Genomic DNA, 22,837 nt, shown 5'->3' with positions numbered 1-22,837 from the left:
ACGTCATGACATCGATCGAAATCGTGGTGCAGCGGCTGCGCGCACTGGCTGATGAATTCACGCAGCATTGGCCAATTCCCGGAGGCATCGTCATCGCCGTTTCGCGCGAGGAGACCTTGCTCGAACTTCCTTTTGGCCTTGCCAATGTCGATGCGCGTCAGCCGGTCACGCGCGATCACCTGTTTGCCATCGGCTCGATCAGCAAGGCTTTTGTCGGTCTGACCCTGCTCCAGCTCGCCGAGGAAGGGAGAGTCGATCTCGACGCTCCCGTCACAACCTATCTGCCCTGGTTCAGCGTAGGCTCGGACTATCCGATGTTCACGCTTCGTCACCTGCTCAACCATTCCGCCGGATTGCCGGCCGGCACCGACTCCTTGCCGGACGAAATCGGGCAGGGCTGGTGGCTGAGGGAGCTTTCGACGGGCTTTGCACCCGGCAGTGCGTTCCACTACTCCAACATAGGCTATATCCTGCTCGGCCTGGTGGTGTCCGCCGTCACCGGGCAGCCGACGGTCGAGGCTTGCAGGGAACGGCTGCTCGAGCCGTTGGGGATGGCGTCCAGCACACCTTGTATCTCCAACAAGGATCGGCATCGCTTCGCGGTCGGTTATGCGCCTGCCGCCGACGATCGCCCATGGTTGCCGGGCGAAGCACTGGCACCGGCGACATGGTTCGAAACCAATACTTCCGACGGCAATATCGCCGCCACCGGTCCGGATCTCGCCCGCTTCGTTCGTGTGTTGCTGGGATCGGGGCGATTGGATGGAAAGACCGTTGTCAGCACGAAGGCATTCGAACAACTGACCGGCCTGCTGGCGCCGTACGGGGAGCCGATCGTCGAGTTCGTGGCGGATGCGGGCGTCGAACGGAGTGTCTACGGCCTCGGCATCAATGTCGAAACCGTCCGAGGCAGCCACTGCCTCACCCACGGCGGTGGCATGGTGGGCTACGCCACTTTCGTTCTGGCCGATCTGTCCCGTGATGTCGGGATCGTGGTCCTGACCAATGCCAATGGCGATTGTCCGGGCGCGCAGGTGATTGCCCGCGCGGCACATGCCTGGCTGACCGGCAACGAGATGGAGCTGCCACCGATCAAGCTTGACCTTGACGTGCTCGATCCGGTTGCTTTCCAACCCGCAATGCTGGGCGATTTTTCCGCACTCGATGCTGCCGGCAAGATGGTTGCGGTCTCTTTCGCCACGGACAATGAGGGCAAGGTGGAGCTTTCGAGCGATGGTATTCGAGGGCGCGTCTTCAAGACATGGTCGTCGCGCTACGTGACCGATCATCCGGCCTTTGCGGTGTTTCACCTCACATTCGAATCGGGAGCGGACGATGGGGAAGGGGGCTGGAACCACGGTCCGCTCGAACTGCGCCGAAAACCGGCTGCTTCGGTAGACGGTGGCAAGGTTTCCAAGACCAGCGTCGGCCACTATCGCTCGCACTCACCCTGGTACACGAATTTCCGCATCGTAGCGCGCGGCGAGCGACTGTTCCTGATCGCGCCCGGCGGCGTCGAGGCGCCTGGTGACGATCTGGAACTGGTGGAGCTGGAGCCCGGTGTCTTCAGGGTGGGAGCCGAGACCCACGCGCCGGAGCGCCTGGTTCTCGGTCCGACGATCGACGGCAAGGTCGTGTCGGTGACCCGGGACGGCAATCGCTATTCGCGGACCTTCACGGACTGAACGGCGCGCATATTTCGTTTCGCGTCATTGACATGTCATCATACTCATTATAATAAGTATGCAAACTTGTTCTCCGAGGAGAGATTTAATGCCTGCATACAAGACACCCTCGCGCTCCACCCGGAGCCGAGACTATTTTGCCCGCTCCAGCGAAATCATCCCGAGCGGTGTCAACAGCACGGCGCGTGCCGTCTGGTCAGGCTGGGATCCCTATCCGCTGTTTGTCGACCATGGCACGGGTTCGCGTCTCTTCGACGTCGACGGCAATGAGTACATCGACTATCTGCTTGGCCTTGGGCCGATGATCCTCGGTCATCGTCCGAAGAAGATCACCGATGCGGTCGTGGATTTCATCCAGAACCGCGGCACTGTTTTCGCCATGCCTGCAGCCGAAGAAATCACGCTGTCGGAAAAGATCATCGCTGCGGTACCGGCGATCGAGCAGGTCCGCCTGTGCAACACCGGAACCGAGGCCGTTCTCTATGCTGTCCGTCTCGCCCGCGCCTTCACTGGCCGCAAAAAGCTCATCCGCTTCGAAGGCATGTATCACGGCTTCTCCGACGGCGTTTACTGGAGCAAGCATCCGACGCTGGAAACGGCAGGTCCCGACAAGACGCCGAAGGCCATTCCGCAAGGCCCCGGCATGCCGGCCGGCCTCGACGATTCCCTGATCATTCTGCCGTGGAATGATGTCGAGGCGCTGCGCGACGCGATCGCCCGCGAAGGGCAGAACATTGCTGCCGTCATCACCGAGGCGGTGATGTGCAACACCGGCTGTATCCTGCCGGAGCCGGGTTACCTCGAGGCGATGCGCGAATTGACGGCCAAGGCCGGCATCATCCTGATCTGCGACGAAGTCATCACCGGCTTCCGCCTCAGCCTCGGCGGTGCGCAGGGTTATTACGGTCTCCAGCCCGATCTCTCCACCTTCGCCAAGGGCCTCGGCGGCGGCTTCCCGGTCGCAGCACTCGGTGGACGCAAGGATATCATGGCGCTTGTCGCGGACGGCACCGTCTCGATGGCAGGCACCTATGCGGCCAACGGCATTGCGGTGACGGCGGCAAATGCGACGCTCGACCAGCTGGCGACGCCCGGCCTCTACGACACGCTCTACCAGCGTTGCCAGAAACTGTTCGACGGGCTGGAGAAGGTGATCGCCGACAACGACATCCCGGCCTATGTGACTGGCGTCGGGCCAGTCATGCAGCTCTGGTTCGCAGACAAGCCAATCCGCAACTATCGCGACGCTGCCCGCCATGCGCGTCATGACGTGTTCCGGACCTGGTGGGAAGAGATGCTCGACCGTGGCGTTCTTTTCCACCCGGGTGCGTTTGAAAACCTGTTCATCTCCTTCGCCCACACCGAGGACGATATCGCACAGACCATCGCCATCGCCGGTGAGGCGATGCGTGCGGTCAAGGCAAAGCACTAAACTTCCGACGAGGCGCCTTTGCATGCAGGCCAGAAGCCTGCAAAGCTCAGGCGCCTTCTCCCTTCAGGGACTGCAATGAAGAACGAGAACGTCATCCTTGGTATCGATCTCGGCACCTCGGCCATCAAATGCGTGGCGATGTCGGTGTCGGGTCGCGTTGTGGCGACAACCGAGGCGGCGTTTCCCGTGACAAGGGAATTGCCTGGCCAGGCCGAGCAAAATCCGCTCGACTGGCTGGCTGCCCTGGAGGCAGCGGTCAAGCAGCTGGACGGAGAGGTTGCGAAACAGGTCTCTGCCGTCGGCCTGACCGGCCAGTTGCCCACCCTGGTCTGCCTGCAAGATGGTCGGCCGCTGCCGTCAGCGATCACCTGGATGGATAGCCGTGCCGATGCCTGGGCATCAGGTTTCCTCGATGAGCCGACGCGGCAGATGATCTATGAGCGGACGGGCATGCCCATCGACGGGCGTTACCTGGCGCCGATGTTCCGCCATCATCTCGACTGTTTCGGCAAGGGCGTGACCACGATCCTTTCCGCCAAGGATTTCCTGCATTTCGCGCTGACGGGAGAGTTGACGACCGACCCGTCTACGGCGGCGGGATACGGGCTCTATGATCTCGACAGCAAATCCTGGGCGCCGGAGCTTTGCGGCGTATGGGGGGTCGAGAAGCCATTGCTGCCGGCGATCCGACCGGCCGAGGCCACGAGCCCGCTTCGAGGCGATGTGGCGACGCGCCTTGGTTTGCCGGCTGGTGTGCCCGTGGCCGTCGGCTGCGCGGACTCGGTTGCCAGCGTCTATGCCATGGCGGGGCTCGGCAGTGGCACGGTGTGCGTCACCACCGGTTCCAGCACGATCATCATGGACAGTCTGAGCGATCCGTTGCGCGATCCAAAGCGTCGATACCTGCTGACCCCTCACGCGGTCGACGGCGTATTCGGGCGCGAAATGGACCTGCTTTCGACCGGCACGAGCTATCGCTGGCTGAACGACCTGCTCGGTTGGGACAATGGCAGGATCGATGCCGCCGCAGCGGCATCGCAGGCCGGCGCCAATGGCCTGATGTTCTCGCCCTATTTGGCGGGGGGCGAACAGGGCGCCTTGTGGAATCCGAACCTGCGCGGCGTCCTGCATGGCCTGACGGTACAGCACAAGGCGCAGGACATCGCCCGTGCCTATCTGGAAGGCGTGCAGTTCGAAATCAGGCGTTGCATCGACATCCTGGCGGAGACCTCGAAGATCGAACGTGTCGTGCTTGCCGGCCACGCGGTGTCGCATTTCTCGACCCGGCAGATGCTGGCCGACATATTGGGACGTCCCGTGGTGAGCTACTATCACTCGTCTCCAGCGGCGATCGGGGCGGCATTGCTGGCTGTTCCTCAAAGTGAACGTCCCGCGCCGACAGCATCACAGACGGATGTGGTCGCGCCTTCCGCCATCTCCACGAACTACGAAAAGATCTACCGGCGCTACTCAGCGCTCTTTCCTGCGATTGCCGAGGCTTCAGACTGAGATGACGAAATTGAACGTGACCTGGGCGGCGGATCGCGCTGCCATGGCGGAGCTTGCCGCGAACCAAGTCAGCGCGACGCTGCTCGATGGATCCGCGACAAGCCTCGCCTTGCCTACCGGCGATACGCCGATCGGCATGTATGAGGAGCTGTCGCAACGCTGCCGGCGTGGCGAAATCAGTTTCGGCGCAACCAAACTGTTCAATCTCGACGAATATGTCGGCATGTCGCCCGAAAATCCACGCAGCTATCATGCCTTCATGCGGCGTCATCTCATCGACCGCATCGACGCCCCCGAGGATCAGGTGCATCTCCTGCGTGGGGATGCTCCCGATGCCGATGAACAATGCCGCGCCTTCGATCGTGCGATCGAGGCTGCTGGTGGGATAGACCTTGCCGTGCTGGGATTGGGCGCCAACGGACATATCGCCTTCAACGAGCCGGGTGTCTCCTGGGATCTCGATACGCACGTGGTTTCGCTGGACGAGAGGACGCGGCAGGCGCACCGTCCCAACTTTCCCGACGATGCCAGCGTGCCGAAAACAGGGGTGACCATGGGTATCAACACGCTGCGCTCGGCCAGGAAAGTGCTGCTGCTGTGTGCCGGCGAGAGCAAACGCGAAGCCATGGCAGCACTGCTGGCCGGGCGTGAGGATCCGGCCTGGCCGGTCACCAGCCTGATCGGGCACAGCGATCTGGTGGTCGTGGCCGAAGAAGCCCTGATGCCATCTTGACGGGCAGCCTGCGTGGAGCAGCTGTCCCTCAGTCCGACAAGATCAATGAATGGGAGCCGAATATGACCTGGAGTGGTGTCTTTCCTGCCGTAACGACCAAGATGGATGCTTCCGGCGTGATCGATCTCGCCGCGACCCAGGCGAGTGTCGATCGTCTCATCACCAAAGGTGTGTCGGGTGTCATCGTGCTGCCGATGCTCGGCGAAAATGCGTCGCTGACGCAGGCCGAGCGCGACGCCGTGGTGCGGGCAGCCAAGGAAGCCGTCGCGGGGCGTGTGCCGCTTCTTTCAGGACTGGCGGAACTGTCCACCGACAATGCTGTTGCCGCGGCCCGCAACTACCAGCGGCTTGGTGCGGAAGGCCTGATGACGTTCCCGAGCCTCGCCTATCGCACGGACCGGCGCGAGACGGCGGCCTGGTACAAGGCGGTTGCCGAAGCGAGCGATCTGCCGATCATGATCTACAACAATCCGCTCGCCTATAAGGTCGATGTCGACATCGAGACGCTGAAGATGCTGGCCGATGTTCGGGGCGTCGTGGCGATCAAGGAAGAGACCGGCGACATCCGCCGCGTAACCGACCTGTTCAATGCGTTTGGCGATCGTTTCGACATCTTCTGCGGTGTCGACGACCTTATCCTGGAAAGCGTGGCGCTCGGCGTCGTTGGCTGGGTGTCGGGTATGACCAATGCGTGGCCCGCCGAATGCGTGAGGTTGTTCGAAACGGCCAAACGCGGCGACTTCGCTTCGGCGTTGCCGTTATACCGCCTGCTGACACCGGCCTTCCACCTCGATACGGACGTGAAGCTCGTCCAGTACATCAAGCTGGCCGAGCATCTTGTCTATGGTGCCCCGGAACATGTCCGGGCTCCGCGCTTGCCTGTGATCGGAGAAGAACGGGCGACGGCGGAAGCGGTCATCACGGCGACGATCAGGGCTTTGGCGACCGCGAATTGATCGACCGCTTTTGAACTAGAGCGTTTCCGTTTTTCACGGAAACGCGGAAACGCTCTAAGTTTTGTTTTCGCCGCAATTTTGTAACGCCAAGCGATTTCACTTGGCTACAAAATGCTCTCGGACAGGCGTTGCCGGAATCGGCCGGCGACGCCCGTCTTTCAGACCAGCCTCCCGGTAAATGCCATCCATCACCCGCGCGACGCTTCACGGGTCCGTGTCTCAAACGACACGGAGATAACTGGTCATGCCTGTCTTCTGATGTTCAATGATGTGGCAATGCAGCAGCCAGTCGCCAGGGTTGTCGGCCACGAAGCCGAGCTGCACCTTCTCGTCGGCCTGGATGAGGTAGGTATCTGTTATCTGCGGCTGGATCTGTCGCTTCGATGAGGACAGGACCTTGAAGCTCATGCCATGCAGATGGATGGGATGAACCTGCGGCGTCAGGTTCTCCATGTCGATGACGTAGCTCTTTCCCAACTTCAATTCGGCCAGCGGCGCGGTTGGATCGGGCGTATCGCCCGGCCACGGCACCTTGTTTATCGCCCAGAAACTGTAGCCAAGCGAACCGCAGATACTGTCCGTCGAGACGTTCTCCGCCGTTGCGCTGAGCGCCAGCCGGATGTGCTGGGCGGAGGCGACATCGACCTGGTCGATCGGATTGGGTTCGAGCGGCGCCAGATCACGCGCGTCGCGCCGCAGTGAAGCTCCGACGGAGCGCAGCGTTGCCAGTACCGCCGACTTCGTCCCGCGAATATCCTCGAGGCTGACAAGCGCCCCCTCATTGTCGGGCATGCGTATCGCCAGTTCCAGGCGCTGGCCGGGGCCAAGTTGAAGCAGGTCGAGGGGGAACGCCTGTGGAACGGGATTGCCGTCGATGGCAATGACGGTCGCGCCTGCGCCCTGAACGCGAAACGAATAGATTCGTGTGACGTCCGTGATCGCCACGCGCAGGCGCACCAGCCCACCGGACGGCGCATCGTATTGCGGCTGTTCGATCCAGTTGGCGGTGCGCACCGTGCCGAAGGTTCCTGAACGTGCGGCGTCGCGAGGCCGATACTGCTCGATGAACTGCCCGTCGCCACCGAGACGCCAGTCGCGCAGATTGAGCACCACTTCCGCGTCGAATTCAGGATCGGCGGGGTTCTCGACGACGATCACGCCGGTCAGGCCGTGCCCCATCTGGATCAAGGTGTTGCAGTGCGGATGGTACCAGAATGTGCCCGCATCCGGCGGGGTGAAGACATAATCGAACTGGTCGCCGGTGTAGACATAGGGCTGGACGAGGAACGGCACCCCATCCATCTTGTTGGGGACGCGGATGCCGTGCCAGTGGATGGTGGTCGGTTCATCGATGCCGTTGACCAACCGCGCCGCGAAGGCCTCGCCCTTCCTCATGCGCAACACCGGCGGCACTCCTGCATCGTCGTAGGTGAGCACGTCCCGGGTCAGGTCGGTGCCCGTCAGCTTCGCCTCAATTTTCCGGGGCTTGAGGATCCGTGGTTCCGGTGCAGCCAGCGCGGAGCGAATGGAATTGCCTGTCCAGCCCAGCCCGAAACCACAGGCAACCCCAGCCGACGCCTTGAGAATGGCGCGGCGCGTGACTTTCGACATGGGGGCTCCACAATTCGATTTTGACCGATGCCCGGCAGAATGTCTAAGCTCGGCCAGCTATCGGCATCAGCCGCAGATCTGCCGTGCGACGGCGTTCACAGGCTGCCAACAGGGCGGAACTCAGGACCTCCATATCGGTTTTGGTGTTCGGTCGCCAGCCGCAGGGACAAGGATCGACACCGGAGTGTGCGTCCGCCATTTCCCGATAGATGGTGCCGATCGACCGTGCCACCAGCCGCATCACCGCCATGGGCGGCAACCCCGCACGGTGCATTACCTCGCAAATCTCGTTCATCACAGTGGTGCGGATATGCGCCTCGGCGTCGGCATGGCGATTTTCTACTTCGATTTGTGACACGCGTTGACTCTCTGCATTGTCGTTTGAAGGGATCGCTGGCGTGGCTGTTCGCTGCGTCGCGCTTCTGGGCATCGCTGCGGCTGGCCCGCAGTCAGGATTCCTGAGGAATGAGCACAACTCTATCGTGTGATGGTGATGATGAAAACAAAAACTTGAATGTTTTTATCATCTTTTTGAGGGCGACTTCTATCCGAGAAGCGGCAGCGCAGACGGAAGGTGACGTCCATAAGCTCGGGCCGCGGCCGAACGGTTGATCGCCGACAGGTTCGGAATGTTACTGCTGTATGGTGATTGGCGGTATTATAGGCCTTGCATGACCATCGATACCGAGTCGCCCTCCCGCCTTGCCGTCCTTGCCCACTCATCGCAGTGGCTGGTGCTGCTTCCATTGACGCTGGTGTTGATCACGCTGCTGGAATTGGTCCACCTGCCGGCGGCGCTGTTGATCGGCTCGTTGGTCGCGGGGATCGTGGCGGGCGTCAATGGAGCAACCGTGCGGGTACCGCGCATGGCATTCGCGTCGGCACAGGCGATCATCGGTTGCCTGATCGCGGGATCGATCTCCCTCAGCATCTTTTCGACCCTGGCCGAGGGATGGCTACTCGTGCTGGGTGTCGTGCTGGCGACGCTGACAGCGTCCAGCCTTCTCGGCTGGCTGATCAGCCGTCTCGACATTCTGCCGGGGACGACCGGGGTGTGGGGTGCAGCTCCAGGTGCGTCCACCGCAATGGTGCTGATGGCGGGCGCGTTCGGTGCGGACCAGCGTCTGGTCGCCTTCATGCAATATCTGCGCGTGGTGATCGTCACCATTGCAGCCGCCGCCGTGGCACGGCTGTGGGTGGACAAGTCGGGCGTGGCCGAACCGGCGATCATCTGGTTCCCGCCGCTCGACTGGCTGGCCTTCGGCCTGACCCTGGTCGTTGCTGCGGTTGGCGGTTTCCTGGGCCGGACTGTGCGTTTGCCGTCGCCATTTTTCCTTGGCGCCTTCATTCTGGGCAGCATCGTCCATCTGGCATTCGGGCAGACGATGCAGATTCCGGAATGGCTGCTGGCGCTGAGCTATGTCGCCATCGGTTGGACCATCGGGCTGAACTTCACCATCCATACCGTACGGCATGCTGCCAGGGCTCTACCGCAGATCATCGCCGCCATTCTCGTGCTGATGGCTTTTTGTGGCCTGATGGCATGGCTGATCGTCATGATGTTCGATGTCGATCCGCTCACCGCCTATCTGGCGACCAGCCCGGGCGGCATGGATTCGGTGGCCATCATCGCAGCGGCGTCGGACAAGGTTGATCTTTCCTTCGTGATGGCGCTGCAGGCAGCCCGGTTCCTCGTGGTGCTGCTGGCCGGTCCCAGTATCTCGCGTCTGGTTGCCCGGACGCTGAGGTAAAGGGTTGCGGCGTAGTGTGTTGCAGACTTCGGGACAGGCGGACAAAACCTGACTGAACATCCTCATGGGGGCAGGCAGGGCGAGCCAACTCGCGATAAAAACGACTGGAAAAACGGGTCGCATAGGGCCAAAAACGAATTGAGGCTTTGCGCAAGGTCGCAGGGACGTAAATCTCAGGTCGAGGGCGACAGTTGCACGGTTCGGCATTGCGATCGTTTCGACTGCTGGTTTTTCTTCTCATTCCGCTGTGGTTCGCCGCCAGCGCGCGGGCCGCGGAGCCGAGCAAGCTTACGATCGTCACATCCTACCCTGCCGCGTTTTTCGAGCCGTTCCAGAAGGCGTTCGAGACGAAAAATCGTGATGTGACCATCACGATAATCCAGCGAAACACTGCAAGCGCCAGTCGCTTCATCATCGAAAAGCATGAGCAGCCGGCCGACATGTTCTGGGCCTCGGCTGCCGATGCCTTCGAACTGCTCAAACGGCACGGTAGTCTGAGAAAGGTCCGTTCCCGCGTCACCGGTGCGCCAGAAAAGGTGCTCGGCTATCCGTTGAATGATCCGGATGGCTACTATCTCGGTTTTGCCTTGTCGGGCTATGGCATCGTCTACAACGGAGCCTATCTGGCGCAGTATGGCCTGGCACCGCCGCGCGAATGGCAACAACTGCTCGAGCCCGCCTATTCGGGTCATATCGGCATCACGACGCCCTCACGTTCCGGCACGACGCATTTGATGGTGGAAGCGCTGTTGCAGACCTACGGCTGGGAAAAGGGTTGGGCGATGCTCTCGAACCTGGGCGGTAATCTTTCCACCGTTACCGCACGCAGTTTTGGTGTTGCGTCCGGCGTGGCGCAGCGCCGGTTCGGCATCGGCATCACGATCGACTTTCTCGCTCGGACACCGAGCATAGGTGCGAATGACGCGGTTTTTGTCATGCCGTCCGACACGGTCTTCGTACCTGCCAGCATTGGCATCCTGTCGCGTGCTCGAAACGTCGAAGCCGCGGAACGCTTCATCGATTTCATATTGTCGGAGGAAGGCCAGCGCATACTGCTCACTCCGGCAGTCGGACGCATTCCAGTCAGGCCGTCCCTCAACCGCGGGCTGGTGCCAGGCAACAATGCCGGGCTGCTCAAGGATACAACCTTCGACGCCGGCCTTTCGGCCGAACGCTACGGCCTCGTCAACCTGATGTTCGACGACTATGTCGTCCGCCGCCGCGCGGTTCTGGCACGTCTTTGGAAACGCCTTGCGGAATTTGAGGCGATGAACATCGTGTCGCCGAGAACGCAGGCCTTGTTGTCGCGTGCGCGACACAGCCTCGAGGCGCCCCCCATTTCGGAGGCTGAGGCAGGCCGGCTCGACAGTGATTTGAAAGCCGAATGGCCGCGGCGCATCGCGTGGTCGCCGTCGCAGATCGAATTTGCCGCTCGTCTGCGCGGCAACATCGAGCGCAAGCTGGCTGATGCGGAGGCCATGATCGCTGAAGTTTCCGACGATCAGGGATCCCGATGGCGGCCATAACCGATACGATCCCAGTTCATGATCTGTCGGTGGGACAGCGCTGGCGGATGGGCATCGGCGGTCGCCTGTTCGCGGCCTTCGTGGCCATCGTCGGACTGGCGGTCGGGGCCTGCGTCGTTGGCTGGCTTTCCTACGCCCGGCTTTCGGGGGAGCTTTCGGCAATTGTCGAAGCCCAGATGCCGCGCCTTGCCTTCGCTTCGCGTCTGTCGAAAGCTGGCGCGGACATCGGCTCGGTGACGGCTGTCCTGACCGGAGCCGGTACGCGGGCGGAATATGACGACGTGCGTGGCGTCTACGCGCAGCGCCTGAAGGCTTTGCAGGATCTGCTCATTCAACCTGACGCCGCGCGCGACGTCGCCCAGATCGGTCCAGTGGCCGGTGCCATCGGTGAGAATCTGAACCGGATCGATATCGCCGCCGGCAAGCGTTTCACACTGCTCGAAGCAATGCGTGCCGACACCGATGAACTGCGATGGTTGCAGGCTGATCTGATCGAGGAAGCAGATCCGCTCGTCGACGATATCCGGTTCAACATCGAGGCCGAGGCACGAAAGCCGGGCGGTTCGAATGCGCTTGGCGAACAGCGCAAGAGCGAGGCGCTTTTGACCGCGCTTTCCCAAGCGAACCTTGCCATTGGGCTGATCGGCCGGCTGGTCAACGCCACTACTGTGGCGGAGATCCAGGAGACCAACGCATTTCTAGGCGACAGCGTCGACGAACTGGCCACGCGGCTGGATACGCTTTCCGGATGGCCCGACAGCATCACGCTGCGCCAACTCGCCCGTCGGATACTCGAGCAAGCGAATGTGCGCACGGGAATTCCGAACCGAAAGAATTCCGAAATGGCGCAGGCCGTCAAACTGAGCGAATTGGCGCAGGAGAACGCTCGGCTTGTGGAAACCCTGGGCCGTAACATCGAGGCCGAAGTCACCGCCATTCAGGCAAGCGCCAACGCTGCCAGCCTGCGCGCTGCCCAGGCCATCGACATCGGCCGCAAATTGCTGGCCGCTATCGCATTGCTATCGGTCACTCTGGCAATGGCCATCGGCTATCTCTACGTGCACCGCAATGTGCTGGCGCGTATCCGTCAGTTGGCCGCTGCAGCCAGCAGCATCGGTGAAGGACGGCATTCGGTCGTGCTTCCTCCCGTTGAACCGGACGAGCTCGGCGATCTTGCGCACGCGCTGGCGCTGTTTCGGCAGACGCGTGATGAGCTCATCCAATCAGCCAAGCTGGCGGCCCTTGGCCAGATGGCCGCGGGAATCGGGCACGAGCTCAACCAGCCGCTGGCGGCGATCCGAGCTCATATTCACAGTGGCTCGACGCTTATCGGTCGCGGCAACAGCGAGCAGGCTTTGGTTAACCTGGAAAAGATCAAGGGCCTTACGGCGCGCATGGCCGACCAGATCAGCCACATTCGCCGCTTTGCCCGACGCCCGGATGCCCAATTGCGGCCGGTCGACCTCAAGGTTGCGGTTGGGGATGCCCTCAGCCTGCTTGAACATCGTTTCGAAGAGGAACAGACGGCGCTTCAACTGGACCTTGCCGACGAAGCGATGTCAGTGATGGCCGAGCCGATCAGACTGGAGCAGGTTATCGTCAATCTGGTGGCCAACGCGCTTGATGCCGTGAAGGAGACGACGCGGCGCACCGTGCGTGTGACGGCCGAGCCGACGACAGATGGCGTGCGCCTGATCGTTGCCGACAGCGGATCCGGGATCGCGGCCGGGGATTTGCAGGCCGTGTTCGATCCGTTCTTCACCACGAAGCCGGCGGGATCCGGTCTCGGTCTCGGGCTTTCCATCTCCTACAACATCGTCAAGGACTTCGGCGCCGACATCACGGTGCTCGAGAGCGGGCCGCAAGGCACACGCTTCCAGGTCCTGCTGAAAGGACCAGAAAGATGACCGATGTCATCCTCGTCGACGACGATGCCAATGTGCTGGACGGCTATCGCGAGGTGCTGGAGCTCGAAGGCCTCGAAGTCGCCGCCTACGGCTCCGTGGCAACAGCCGTTGCGGATCTCAGGGTCGATACCGGAGCCGTTATCGTCTCGGATGTGCGGATGCCCAGGCATGACGGCTTTGATCTCATCGCCATGGTGCGCGGCATCGATTCCGATATCCCGATCGTGCTGATATCCGGTCATGGTGATATTCCGATGGCTTTGCGCGCCATGCGTGAGGGCGCGTGGGACTTTGTCGAAAAGCCGGCCGATCCGCTGCACCTCATCGAGACGGTCAAGAGAGCGCGGGCGCATCGGCAGCTTCAGTTGGAGAACCGCCGTCTGCGTTTGTCGGCTGACGCCGATGGTTGGGAAACGCGGCTCATCGGTCATTCGGCTCCGGTTGTCGCGCTGCGCGAGAAATTGAAGCGCATCGTGGGCATTGCCACCGACATCCTTGTCATAGGCGAGACCGGAACCGGCAAGGAGGTCGCGGCACGCGCCTTGCACGATTTCAGCAATCGCAAGGGCAATTTCGTCGCCGTCAATTGTGGCGCCATTCCAGAAACCATGCTGGAATCCGAACTCTTCGGCCATGAAGCCGGCGCCTTTACCGGGGCACGCGAAAAACGCATCGGCAAGATCGAACACGCCGATGGCGGCACCTTGTTCCTCGATGAGATCGAATCCATGCCGATGGCTGCCCAGGTTCGCCTGCTGCGGGTCCTGCAGGAACGTGTCATCGAACGACTTGGGTCGAATACGGAACGACCTGTAGATCTGCAGGTGGTGGCGGCCACGAAGGCTGACCTGCATCTATTGGCCAGACAGGGGCAGTTTCGGGAAGACCTTGCCTATCGGCTTGATATCGCGCGGATAGAACTGCCCCCGCTCAGCGCCCGCAAGGGTGATGTCGGGCTGCTGTTTCGGCATTTCCTGGCGCTTGCCGCCAAGCGTCAGGGACGAATCCCGCCCAAGGTGGACGTGGCATTCCTGACCGGCCTCGACCGCAGGCCATGGCCAGGCAATGTGCGTGAACTGCGGAATGTCGCCGAACGCTTCGTGCTTGGCCTGGAGGATGTCGGGGAGCACGGGGACGCCGACGGATTGTCGACGCTGGAGGAACAAATCGATCGCGTCGAGCGCAGCATCATCCTTGACGGCCTGTCCGCGCAGGAAGGGCGTGTCGGTGCCACCGCCGACGCCCTCGGCATCTCGCGCAAGACGCTCTACCTCAAGATGCGCAAGCACGGCATCGCCACGCGCGGCGAGGATGGCGATGTTACCTGAATTACCCATGCCGTAGCTGGGTAATGTTACCATTTTTACCCGACCTTTGCCGAAGAAGCCCGGAATTGCGGGATTCCTGCAACTGGCACGCGGCTTGCTCCCTCCCTGGTCAGCCGCCAAAGCCTGGCGGTGATTGGGAGGAAATATCTTATGTTGAAGACCATTGCCGCGGCGATGCTGATTTCGGCTGCCGCCATCGTTGCCGCTCATGCTGAAGAAGGCGGCAAGGTGACCATCGTCACGTCCTTTTCCAAGGATGTGACCGATCCATTCAAAGCCGGTTTCGAGGCGGCCAATCCCGGCTACACGCTCGACGTCCAAAACAAGAGCACCAGTTCCGGCGTCAAATATGTCGACGAAACCAAGGGCAACAACCAGACCGATCTGTTCTGGGCTTCCGCACCGGATGCCTTCGACAGCCTGAAGAGCCGAAAGCTTTTGACCAGGTTCACGCCGTCCGTAGCCGGCCTGCCCGAGAAAGTCGGGTCCTATCCGGTCAATGACCCGGACGGGTTCTATTTCGGCTTTGCGGCGTCCGGTTATGGCATCATGTCCAACGACCGTTATCTCGAGGCCAACAACATCCCCAAGCCGTCCGAATGGAGTGACCTGACGAAGCCGCAATACTACGACCATGTCGCGATCGCGGCTCCCTCGCGCTCCGGCACCACGCACCTGACCATCGAAACGATCCTCCAGGGGGAAGGTTGGGACAAGGGCTGGGCTACGCTCAAGGGCATCGGCGGCAATCTGCAGCAGGTCACCGAGCGTTCGTTCGGCGTGCCGGATGCCGTGAATTCCGGCCAGACCGGCATCGGCATCGTCATCGATTTCTTCGCCTTTTCGGCGCAGGCGAGCGGCTTCCCGGTCAGTTTCGCTTATCCATCGGTGACAACGGTGGTTCCGGCCAACATCGGCATCATCGCCAATGCTCCGAACCAGAAGGGCGCGGAAGCCTTCGTCAATTATCTGCTTTCGGAAAAGGGCCAGACGGTCCTGCTCGAACCCACGATCCGGCGACTGCCGATCAATCCGGCACTTTATGAGAAGGCTCCCGAGGGTTTCCCGAACCCGTTCAAGGATCCGCGTTTCCAGTCGATGATCACCTTCGATGCCGAAGTCTCGAAGAAACGCACCGATGTCGTCGACACCTTGTTCGATCAACTGATCTCGTTCCAGCTCGACAAGCTGAAGGGAGCGACCAAGGCAATCCATGCCACCGAGGAGGCATTGGCAAAAAGTGACAATGCGGAAGCGCGCGGATTGCTCGAGGAGGCGCGTTCGCTGATCGCGGCGATGCCGATCACCGCCGAGCAGGCTGCAAGCCAGGAAATCCGGGATGCGTTTACCGGCGGCGAACAGAAGACCGCTCGCCAGGCTGAACTCGAGCAGCAGTGGGCGGCATTCGCTGCGGAGAAATATGCGGCTGCCCAGAGCAAGGCGGAAGCCGCGCTGGACCTCATCGACTGAGCGAACCGGCGTGTTGGCCGTCTGCGCGAGCAGACGGCCATTTCCGATCATCCATGTCTTCCGTACCGGCCTGATCAGGCCTGGCACGATGAACCCATCCGGAGCCAGCCATGGCATTTGCTGCCGCAATCCCGATAAACCGTATTTCGGCCAAGCCCGGCCAGATCGCCGCGGTTGCCTTGATAGCCCTGTTCCTCGCGGTCTTCCTGGTGATCCCGGCAGGAACCGTGATCTATACGGCCTTTACGGAGAAAGGCACCGGCGCGCTCACCGTTGTCAATTTCCTGGACTTCTTTCGTACCAGGCTGTTCCGGCAGTCCTTCGTCAATTCGGTCTACGTTTCCGCCATGTCGGTGGTCTGGGGTACGCTGATCGCCCTGCCGCTGGCTGTGCTCACCACACGTTTCGAATTCCGCGGCTCGCTCCTGATCCAGACGCTGGGGTTCATTCCCTTGATCATGCCGCCCTTCGTCGGTGCGGTGGCGATGCAACTGCTCTTTGGCCGCAACGGCACCATCAACCTCCTGCTCAATGATTGGCTCGGGTTCCGCATCCCTTTCATGGAGGGTCTGAACGGCGTCATCTTCGTGCAGTCCCTGCACTATTTTCCGTTCATCCTGATCAATCTGTCGACCAGTCTGCGCAACATCGACCGATCGATGGAAGAGGCGGCCCAGAATCTTGGCTCCTCCGGTTTTCGCCTGTTCCGCCGCATCGTCTTTCCACTGGCGATGCCTGGGTATCTCGCGGGAGCCTCGCTGGTTTTCGTCAAGGTTTTCGATGACCTGGCCACGCCGCTCCTGCTCAATGTCAAGGATATGCTGGCGCCGCAGGCCTACCTGCGCGTCACCTCGGTCGGCCTCACCGATCCGATGGGCTATGTCATCTCGGTCATCCTGATCGTGGTCTCGATCTTTGCCATGTGGTTGTCGGCGGTGGCGATGCGCGGCAAGGACTATTCGACCGTCCAGCGCGGCGGCGGCGGGCTTTCCAAGCGTCCGCTCGGTCGCGGCGAGGCGGTGGCGGCGTATTGTGCGGTGGGGCTGATCCTGCTTCTCGTGCTGTCTCCGCACATCGGCCTCTTGCTGTTGTCGCTGGCCACTGTGTGGTCGTTCAGTCCACTGCCGGATGGCTTTACCGTCGCCCACTACAGCCGCGTCTTCGGCGAGAGTTCGCTCTACATCAAGAACACGCTGATCTATGCCAGCCTGGCCGGTCTCATCGACGTCATCGTCGGTGGCGCCATCGCCTATCTGGTGTTGCGCACCAAGGTGATCGGTCGGCATTGGCTCGACTGGGCGGCCACCGCTGCTCTGGCAATCCCCGGCGTGGTACTCGGCATCGGTTATCTCCGCACCTTCTACGGCGTCACTCTGCCCGACGGGACCCCGCTTGCAACACTCTGGGTGATGGTCGTGCTGGCGCTTGCCATTCGCCGCCTGCCTTATGCGCTGCGGGCCTGCTACGCGGCGCTGCAGCAAGTGTCGCAGTCGCTCGAGGAAGCGGCGGAAAACCTCGGTGCCACCAAACAGCGGACCATCCGGCGCATCGTGCTGCCGCTCATGACCGGTGGCCTGCTGGCGGGTTTCGTCACCTCCTTCTCGACAGCGGCCGTCGAGCTTTCGGCGACACTGATGCTGATCCAGAGCAATTCCGACGCGCCCATAGCCTACGGGCTCTACGTCTTCATGCAGTCGCCGGCGGGACGCGGGCCAGGGGCGGCGCTCGGCGTGATCGCCGTCATCATGGTCGCGGTCTGCACGCTGCTGTCCCATTACGTGGTCGAGCGTCGCCAGAAGACGCTCGGGATGCACAAATAAGAATTCCAGGGAGCGAATAATGAACATGGAAATCCGGAATGATGCGGGCTCTCGTGGAGCCGCCAGGGCCGTCCGCATCAGCGATGTCAATCTCTACTACGGCGAGCAGCATGTGCTGAAAGACATCAACCTCGAGATCAAGCCTGGCGAGTTCTTCGCTTTTCTAGGCCCCTCCGGCTGCGGAAAGACGACTTTGCTCAGGCTGATCGCAGGTTTCAATCATGCCCGCCAGGGAAAGGTGGCGATCGGCGGTGACGATATCCTCGACATGCCGCCGTGGAAGCGGGAGATCGGCATGGTGTTCCAGTCCTATGCGCTCTGGCCACATATGACGGTGGCGCAGAATGTCGCCTTTGGCCTGGAAGAACGGCGCCTGCGCAAGGCCGAAGTCGAGCGTCGGGTGAACACCGCGCTCGATCTGGTGGGGCTCAAGCACCTGGCGGAGCGTCGTCCGGCACAACTCTCGGGCGGCCAGCAACAGCGCGTGGCGCTGGCAAGGACCATCGCGATCGAGCCCAGGGTGCTTTTGCTTGATGAGCCGCTCTCCAATCTCGATGCCAAGATGCGCGTGGAGGTTCGACGCGAACTCAGGGAACTGCAGCAGCGACTGCACCTGACGACCATCTTTGTCACCCACGATCAGGAAGAGGCGAACACGGTGTGCGACCGCATCGCCGTATTCAATGAAGGCCGCATCCAGCAGGTTGGCACGCCAATGGGGTTGTATGAGAAGCCGGCCAATCTGTTCGTCGCCAATTTCCTCGGCACGGCGAACATCCTTTCCGGAAGAGTGACAGGTGAGGGGAACTCACGGCGTTTCGACGTCTCTGGCGCGGGGTCAATTCCGATCCCCGCGCACACGGATGTGCCTGAGGGTGCCAAGCTGGTTTTGCGTCCACAATACGCCACCCTTGGCGTTGATGAACCGGGTTCCGTATCGCTGTCTGGCAGGATCGCGCATCGTGAATTCCTCGGGGCTACGGTCCGTTACGGTGTCCAGGTCGGAAGCGCGACGGTGCTTATCGATGTGCCGTTCCATTCAGGTGGTTCTCTGCTCGAACCCGGCAGCGAGACCACGATCGGCTTCAAGCCAGAGTCAGCGCTCTGGCTTGCCGACTGATCCCCGTGCCAGACTGGCGGACGTCAACTCGGCAGGCTCATCGCCAGGTCCCAGAACGCCTTGACCAGCTTGCCGCTGGCGCGTTCGCGCAGGCAGATCAGGGCTTCGTCCATCAGCACTTCCGGTGCGTCGATCTGGATCGGTTTCAGTCTGCCGTCATAGCCGAACTCGGCCCGGGTGACGAAGCCGACGCCGGCACCCGAGGCTACGATCTCGCGCACGGCCTCCCGGCCTTCGGCTTCGATCGCGGGCTTCAGGTCGACGCGCATTTCGGCAGCCAGCGCTTCCAGCTTGAAGCGGGTCTTCGAACCGCGTTCGCGCAGCACGAGTGGGTGTGAGACGATGTCGGCCAGCGCGAGCTTTTTCGCGCTGGCCAACGGATGATTGTGAGCGACGAAGGCGATGATCGGCGATGAATTGAGCTTCAGGATCTGGAAGTCGGAACTCTCCGGGATTTCGCCCAGCACGCCCATATCGGCTTCATAGGCGTAGAGCCCTGCGATCACGGTCTCGGTGTTGCCAGCGCGCAGCGACACCTGCACGCCGGGATATTTCGCCCGGAACGCGGCCAATACGTGCAGCAGATGGTGCGCGGCGTCGGCGATGATGCGCAGCGTGCCGGCACGCAGGGCGCGCGACTCCGACAGCAGGTCATTGGCCTGCTGCTCATTGTCGAACATGCGGTGTGTGATCTCGAGCAGCCGCTCGCCCTGGGCAGTCAGCGTGACCTGCTTCTTGTGGCGGTTGAAGAGCAGCACGTCATACTCTTCCTCCAGCTTGCGTACCTGGTCTGAAATCGCCGGCTGGGTCAGGAACAGGGCCTCGGCCGCGCGCGAGAAACCGCCGCAGACGGCGACATGGTGAAAGGCCCGCAACTGCACGTATCGCATGGCATCTTTCCATAAACAGAGACGATGCAACCATAGAAACTAACGAATTGACTTATGTAAAGGCCGCGCCGATGTTTTTTCGACGAGAGGATGCCGGCCATGCATTTTTCCCTTCTCCTGCTCCATCTCGCGGGAGCGACGCTGTTGCTGCTCTATGCGGTGCACATGGTGCGCACGGGCATGGAGCGTGCCTATGCCGGACTGCTGCGCCGGCTGTTCGGCGAGGCGAAAGGCGGCACCATCCGCGCGGCCGCCGGTGGTGCCGCGATGGCGGCGATGCTGCAGAGCTCGACCGCGGTGGCGATGATCGCCTGCGGCTTCGTTGCCAGCGGCCTGCTCGCCGTGCCGGTTGGACTGGCGCTGCTGCTCGGCGCCGATTTCGGCTCGGCGCTGGTCGTGCGCATCCTGTCCTTTGACCTTGGCTGGCTGGTTCCGGTCTGCCTCCTTATGGGCGGCATCATGCATTTGAAACTCTCCGCTGAGAGGCTGCGTGAAACCGGGCGCATGGTGCTCGGCATCGGCTTCATCCTGTTGTCGTTGAGGTTCATCGGCGAAGCGACCGGGCCGCTGCGCCATGCTGAATTGCTGCCGGTGATCTCCGGCTACCTTGCCGACGACGCCGTGATGGCCGTGCTGCTCGGCGCGCTGTTCACCTGGCTGATCCACTCAAGCGTCGCGGCAATTCTCATGATCTCCGCCTTTGCCGCCCAGGGCGTTATTCCGCTCGAAGCCGGCCTGCCGCTGATCCTTGGCGCCAATCTGGGCAGCGGGCTGATCGCCTTCTGGCTGTCACGCGGTATGGACAGGGTGGCGCAGCGGCTGCCGCTGGGCAATCTGCTGTTTCGCGCAGCTGCGGCCGCGATCATGCTTGTGGCAGTGGAGACCTTCGGCGTGCCTGCAGTCCTGCGCGCGCTGGATCCCGCAACGACCCTGGTTGATTTCCATCTTGCCTTCAATGCCGTGCTCGCTCTGTCGTGCCTGCCCTTTGTCAAGCTGGTCGCTCGACTGGCGGCGCGCGTGACGCAGGAACCGGGGGGCGAAGGGGAGGCGGACACCGCCCGGCAGCGGCTCAGCGCGCTCGACCGCTCGGTGATCAGCAGTCCGACCTTGGCGCTGGCCAGCGCGACACGCGAACTGCTGCGCATGGGCGAACTGGTCGAGCAGATGTTTCGGCCGGTCATGGACATGTTCCGCTCAGGAACACCCGAACAGATCGCCCGGCTGTGTGGCATCGACGATGAGATCAACGACACGCATACCGGCATCAAGCTCTACATCGCCGAGGTCAATCGTGGTGAGCTGACGGCGGACGAGGCGCGGCGTGGCATCGAGCTCACCGACGTTGCCATCAATTTCGAATATGCCGGCGATATCGTCGCCAAGAACCTTCTTTTGCTGGCATCCGAGCGAGCCGAGAAGGGGCTGCAGTTTTCCACCGAAGGCTGGCGCGAGCTCGACGAGTTGCACGCCCGCGTTGTCGAGAACACGCAGCTCGCTCTGAATGTGCTGATTTCCAGCGATGTCGCCTCCGCGCGCCAGCTGGTCGCCGAGAAGGAGCGTATCCGCGCCATGCAGCGCGAGAGCCATGAGCGTCACCTGCGCCGGCTCCAGTCGGGCAAGATCGAGAGTATCGAGACCAGCGACATCCACCTGGAGGCCGTGCGTGCCTTCAAGGAGATCAATTCGCTGCTGGTGGCGACGGCCTATCCACTGCTGACCCGTACCGGCGACCTCGCCAGCAGCCGTCTCGTGCGTACAGGTTGATTATAAGCCTAGATTATCTTCGGATACAAAATAACGATTTTTCAGATATCTGCTTCTCTGCAACAATCCTCACATCGAAGCGCCATATCGTAGCGCGGTGGAGGACAGTCGATGCGAGCCGAATTTTCGCCTGTAGAAGGTTTCGATCCGCCGGCCCTGGGTGAGCCCTACCTGCTGACGCCGGGACCGCTGACGACATCCTATGCCGTCAAGCAGGCGATGCTGCGCGACTGGGGTTCCTGGGATGGCGATTTCCGGGCGATGACTGCGGATCTGCGCCGACGCCTGCTGGCGCTGATCAGTGATAGCAGGGGCGAATATGACTGCGTGCCGATCCAGGGTTCTGGTTCCTTCTGCGTCGAGGCGATGCTTGGCTCCTTCGTGCCGAAGGACGGCAAGGTGCTGGTTCTCGCCAATGGTGCCTACGGGCTGCGCGCCGCGCAGACCATGCAGTATCTCGGCCGCGCCTACACCTTGATCGACAAGGGCGATTATCTGCCGCCACGCGGCGAAGAGGTGGGTGCTGCCCTCGATGCCGATCCCGCCATTACCCATGTTCTCGCCATCCATTGCGAGACGAGTTCCGGTATCCTCAATCCGGTCGCCGAGATTTCCGAGGCGGTCTACGCCAGGGGCCGCAAGCTGCTGATCGATTCCATGAGCGCGTTCGGCGCCATCCCGCTCGAAACGGCCAAGATCCGCTACGAGGCGATGGTCTCCTCGGCCAACAAATGCATCGAGGGCGTGCCGGGCTTCGGTTTCGTCATCGCCAAAAAGAGCGAACTGGAAAACGCCAAGGGCAACAGCCACTCGCTGTCGCTCGACATCCATGCGCAATGGGCGGCGATGGAAAAGACCGGCCAGTGGCGGTTCACCCCGCCCACGCATGTGGTGGCGGCTTTCCTCGAAGCCTTGCGCATGCATGAGGCGGAAGGCGGGGTTGCCGCCCGCGGCGCGCGCTACAGGAAGAACCGTGATGTCATGGTCGAGGGCATGCGCGGACTCGGCTTCGAAACCCTGCTGTCCGATCGCTGGCTGTCGCCGATCATCGTCACCTTCTTCTGCCCGGCTGACGGCAATTTCGTCTTCGAGCGCTTCTACGAGCTGATGAAGGACAAGGGCTTCATCATCTATCCGGGCAAGTTGACGGTGGTCGATTCCTTCCGGGTCGGCTGTATCGGCCGGATGGATGAAAACGTCATGCGCCGCGTTGTCGAGGCCGCCCGCCAGTCGCTGGCGGAAATGGGCGTCGCCAGTGCCGCACCACCTCAGGCCGCCTTGGCCGAACGCGCCAAGCTTGCCGCCTGATCGAAACAGCAAAAACCCAAGGACCCC

General features: G+C 61.8%; 17 protein-coding genes and 1 pseudogene. 14 read left to right on the top strand and 4 right to left on the bottom strand.

Translation table 11 applies throughout. From position 1 onward, the window contains the following. Positions 1-5: 5 nt before the first annotated feature. The 5 genes from ACFWYE_RS30595 (at position 6) to ACFWYE_RS30575 (ending at position 6,315) form a co-directional block, all read left to right on the top strand. Complete coding sequence (locus tag ACFWYE_RS30595) at positions 6-1,685, top strand: serine hydrolase domain-containing protein (protein ID WP_379115764.1); 1,680 nt, start codon at positions 6-8, stop codon at positions 1,683-1,685. Between the two features lie 88 nt (positions 1,686-1,773). Further along, positions 1,774-3,117: an aspartate aminotransferase family protein gene (locus ACFWYE_RS30590; protein WP_379115763.1), complete on the top strand. Its 1,344-nt coding sequence runs from the start codon at positions 1,774-1,776 to the stop codon at positions 3,115-3,117. 75 nt (positions 3,118-3,192) lie between these two features. Further along, on the top strand, positions 3,193-4,626 hold the full coding sequence (locus tag ACFWYE_RS30585) for an FGGY-family carbohydrate kinase (protein ID WP_379115762.1): 1,434 nt from the start codon (positions 3,193-3,195) through the stop codon (positions 4,624-4,626). Position 4,627: 1 nt separating this feature from the next. Then, a complete protein-coding gene (locus ACFWYE_RS30580) occupies positions 4,628-5,359 on the top strand; it encodes a glucosamine-6-phosphate deaminase (protein ID WP_379115761.1) in 732 nt (243 codons plus the stop codon). A gap of 62 nt (positions 5,360-5,421) precedes the next feature. After that, on the top strand, positions 5,422-6,315 hold the full coding sequence (locus ACFWYE_RS30575) for a dihydrodipicolinate synthase family protein (RefSeq protein WP_379067258.1): 894 nt from the start codon (positions 5,422-5,424) through the stop codon (positions 6,313-6,315). Between the two features lie 219 nt (positions 6,316-6,534). On the opposite strand, the gene ACFWYE_RS30570 is transcribed toward ACFWYE_RS30575, so the two are convergent. Then, entirely contained in the window at positions 6,535-7,926 is a 1,392-nt protein-coding gene (locus tag ACFWYE_RS30570) for a multicopper oxidase family protein (protein WP_379067260.1), read from the bottom strand. Between the two features lie 43 nt (positions 7,927-7,969). Beyond that, entirely contained in the window at positions 7,970-8,284 is a 315-nt protein-coding gene (locus ACFWYE_RS30565) for a hypothetical protein (RefSeq protein ID WP_379067262.1), read from the bottom strand. A gap of 313 nt (positions 8,285-8,597) precedes the next feature. Here ACFWYE_RS30565 and ACFWYE_RS30560 point away from each other — a divergent pair, with 313 nt between their 5' ends. The 5 genes and pseudogenes from ACFWYE_RS30560 to ACFWYE_RS30540 all read left to right on the top strand — a co-directional run. Further along, a complete protein-coding gene (locus tag ACFWYE_RS30560; RefSeq protein WP_379115760.1) occupies positions 8,598-9,677 on the top strand; it encodes an AbrB family transcriptional regulator in 1,080 nt (359 codons plus the stop codon). Positions 9,678-9,868: 191 nt separating this feature from the next. Further along, complete coding sequence (locus ACFWYE_RS30555; RefSeq protein ID WP_379115759.1) at positions 9,869-11,203, top strand: ABC transporter substrate-binding protein; 1,335 nt, start codon at positions 9,869-9,871, stop codon at positions 11,201-11,203. Then, positions 11,191-13,110: an ATP-binding protein gene (locus ACFWYE_RS30550; protein ID WP_379115758.1), complete on the top strand. Its 1,920-nt coding sequence runs from the start codon at positions 11,191-11,193 to the stop codon at positions 13,108-13,110. The genes ACFWYE_RS30555 and ACFWYE_RS30550 overlap by 13 nt, the downstream gene beginning before the upstream one ends. Continuing rightward, entirely contained in the window at positions 13,107-14,438 is a 1,332-nt protein-coding gene (locus tag ACFWYE_RS30545; RefSeq protein ID WP_379115757.1) for a sigma-54-dependent transcriptional regulator, read from the top strand. The genes ACFWYE_RS30550 and ACFWYE_RS30545 overlap by 4 nt, the downstream gene beginning before the upstream one ends. 150 nt (positions 14,439-14,588) lie before the next feature. Then, positions 14,589-15,488 (top strand): annotated as a pseudogene (locus ACFWYE_RS30540) (ABC transporter substrate-binding protein); the annotation flags it as partial. Between the two features lie 110 nt (positions 15,489-15,598). Here ACFWYE_RS30540 and ACFWYE_RS30535 read toward each other — a convergent pair. Then, a complete protein-coding gene (locus ACFWYE_RS30535; RefSeq protein ID WP_379115769.1) occupies positions 15,599-15,901 on the bottom strand; it encodes a hypothetical protein in 303 nt (100 codons plus the stop codon). A 117-nt stretch (positions 15,902-16,018) separates the two neighbouring features. On the opposite strand from ACFWYE_RS30535, the gene ACFWYE_RS30530 reads away from it, so the two are divergent. Then, positions 16,019-17,728: an ABC transporter permease gene (locus tag ACFWYE_RS30530; RefSeq protein ID WP_379115756.1), complete on the top strand. Its 1,710-nt coding sequence runs from the start codon at positions 16,019-16,021 to the stop codon at positions 17,726-17,728. Between the two features lie 19 nt (positions 17,729-17,747). Then, on the top strand, positions 17,748-18,848 hold the full coding sequence (locus tag ACFWYE_RS30525; protein WP_379115755.1) for an ABC transporter ATP-binding protein: 1,101 nt from the start codon (positions 17,748-17,750) through the stop codon (positions 18,846-18,848). A gap of 23 nt (positions 18,849-18,871) precedes the next feature. Here the strand turns inward: ACFWYE_RS30525 and ACFWYE_RS30520 are convergent, their stop codons facing one another. Further along, positions 18,872-19,738, bottom strand: coding sequence for a LysR substrate-binding domain-containing protein (locus ACFWYE_RS30520; RefSeq protein ID WP_379067276.1), 867 nt, complete (start codon positions 19,736-19,738; stop codon positions 18,872-18,874). Positions 19,739-19,837: 99 nt separating this feature from the next. Here ACFWYE_RS30520 and ACFWYE_RS30515 point away from each other — a divergent pair, with 99 nt between their 5' ends. Together ACFWYE_RS30515 and ACFWYE_RS30510 are read left to right on the top strand one after the other, a co-directional pair. Then, entirely contained in the window at positions 19,838-21,502 is a 1,665-nt protein-coding gene (locus ACFWYE_RS30515; RefSeq protein ID WP_379115754.1) for a Na/Pi cotransporter family protein, read from the top strand. A 111-nt stretch (positions 21,503-21,613) separates the two neighbouring features. Continuing rightward, the gene (locus ACFWYE_RS30510; protein WP_379115753.1) at positions 21,614-22,810 is read left to right on the top strand and encodes a 2-aminoethylphosphonate--pyruvate transaminase; all 1,197 of its coding nucleotides are present in this window, start codon (positions 21,614-21,616) and stop codon (positions 22,808-22,810) included. Positions 22,811-22,837: the final 27 nt, after the last annotated feature.

It is taken from the genome of Mesorhizobium sp. NPDC059025 (assembly GCF_042739655.1).
GTDB lineage: Bacteria > Pseudomonadota > Alphaproteobacteria > Rhizobiales > Rhizobiaceae > Mesorhizobium.
The sequence above is the reverse complement of the archived record's forward strand: the minus strand, read 5'-3'. Positions and strand labels throughout refer to the sequence as shown.

Excerpts from the sequence above, each read along its gene's own strand:
- ACFWYE_RS30595 (WP_379115764.1), top strand. The coding sequence starts at position 6 with ATGACATCGATCGAAATCGTGGTGCAGCGGCTGCGCGCACTGGCTGAT.
- ACFWYE_RS30590 (WP_379115763.1), top strand. The coding sequence starts at position 1,774 with ATGCCTGCATACAAGACACCCTCGCGCTCCACCCGGAGCCGAGACTAT.
- ACFWYE_RS30585 (WP_379115762.1), top strand. The coding sequence starts at position 3,193 with ATGAAGAACGAGAACGTCATCCTTGGTATCGATCTCGGCACCTCGGCC.
- ACFWYE_RS30580 (WP_379115761.1), top strand. The coding sequence starts at position 4,628 with ATGACGAAATTGAACGTGACCTGGGCGGCGGATCGCGCTGCCATGGCG.
- ACFWYE_RS30575 (WP_379067258.1), top strand. The coding sequence starts at position 5,422 with ATGACCTGGAGTGGTGTCTTTCCTGCCGTAACGACCAAGATGGATGCT.
- ACFWYE_RS30570 (WP_379067260.1), bottom strand. The coding sequence starts at position 7,926 with ATGTCGAAAGTCACGCGCCGCGCCATTCTCAAGGCGTCGGCTGGGGTT.
- ACFWYE_RS30560 (WP_379115760.1), top strand. The coding sequence starts at position 8,598 with ATGACCATCGATACCGAGTCGCCCTCCCGCCTTGCCGTCCTTGCCCAC.
- ACFWYE_RS30550 (WP_379115758.1), top strand. The coding sequence starts at position 11,191 with ATGGCGGCCATAACCGATACGATCCCAGTTCATGATCTGTCGGTGGGA.
- ACFWYE_RS30545 (WP_379115757.1), top strand. The coding sequence starts at position 13,107 with ATGACCGATGTCATCCTCGTCGACGACGATGCCAATGTGCTGGACGGC.
- ACFWYE_RS30535 (WP_379115769.1), bottom strand. The coding sequence starts at position 15,901 with ATGAGGTCCAGCGCGGCTTCCGCCTTGCTCTGGGCAGCCGCATATTTC.
- ACFWYE_RS30530 (WP_379115756.1), top strand. The coding sequence starts at position 16,019 with ATGGCATTTGCTGCCGCAATCCCGATAAACCGTATTTCGGCCAAGCCC.
- ACFWYE_RS30525 (WP_379115755.1), top strand. The coding sequence starts at position 17,748 with ATGAACATGGAAATCCGGAATGATGCGGGCTCTCGTGGAGCCGCCAGG.
- ACFWYE_RS30520 (WP_379067276.1), bottom strand. The coding sequence starts at position 19,738 with ATGCGATACGTGCAGTTGCGGGCCTTTCACCATGTCGCCGTCTGCGGC.
- ACFWYE_RS30515 (WP_379115754.1), top strand. The coding sequence starts at position 19,838 with ATGCATTTTTCCCTTCTCCTGCTCCATCTCGCGGGAGCGACGCTGTTG.
- ACFWYE_RS30510 (WP_379115753.1), top strand. The coding sequence starts at position 21,614 with ATGCGAGCCGAATTTTCGCCTGTAGAAGGTTTCGATCCGCCGGCCCTG.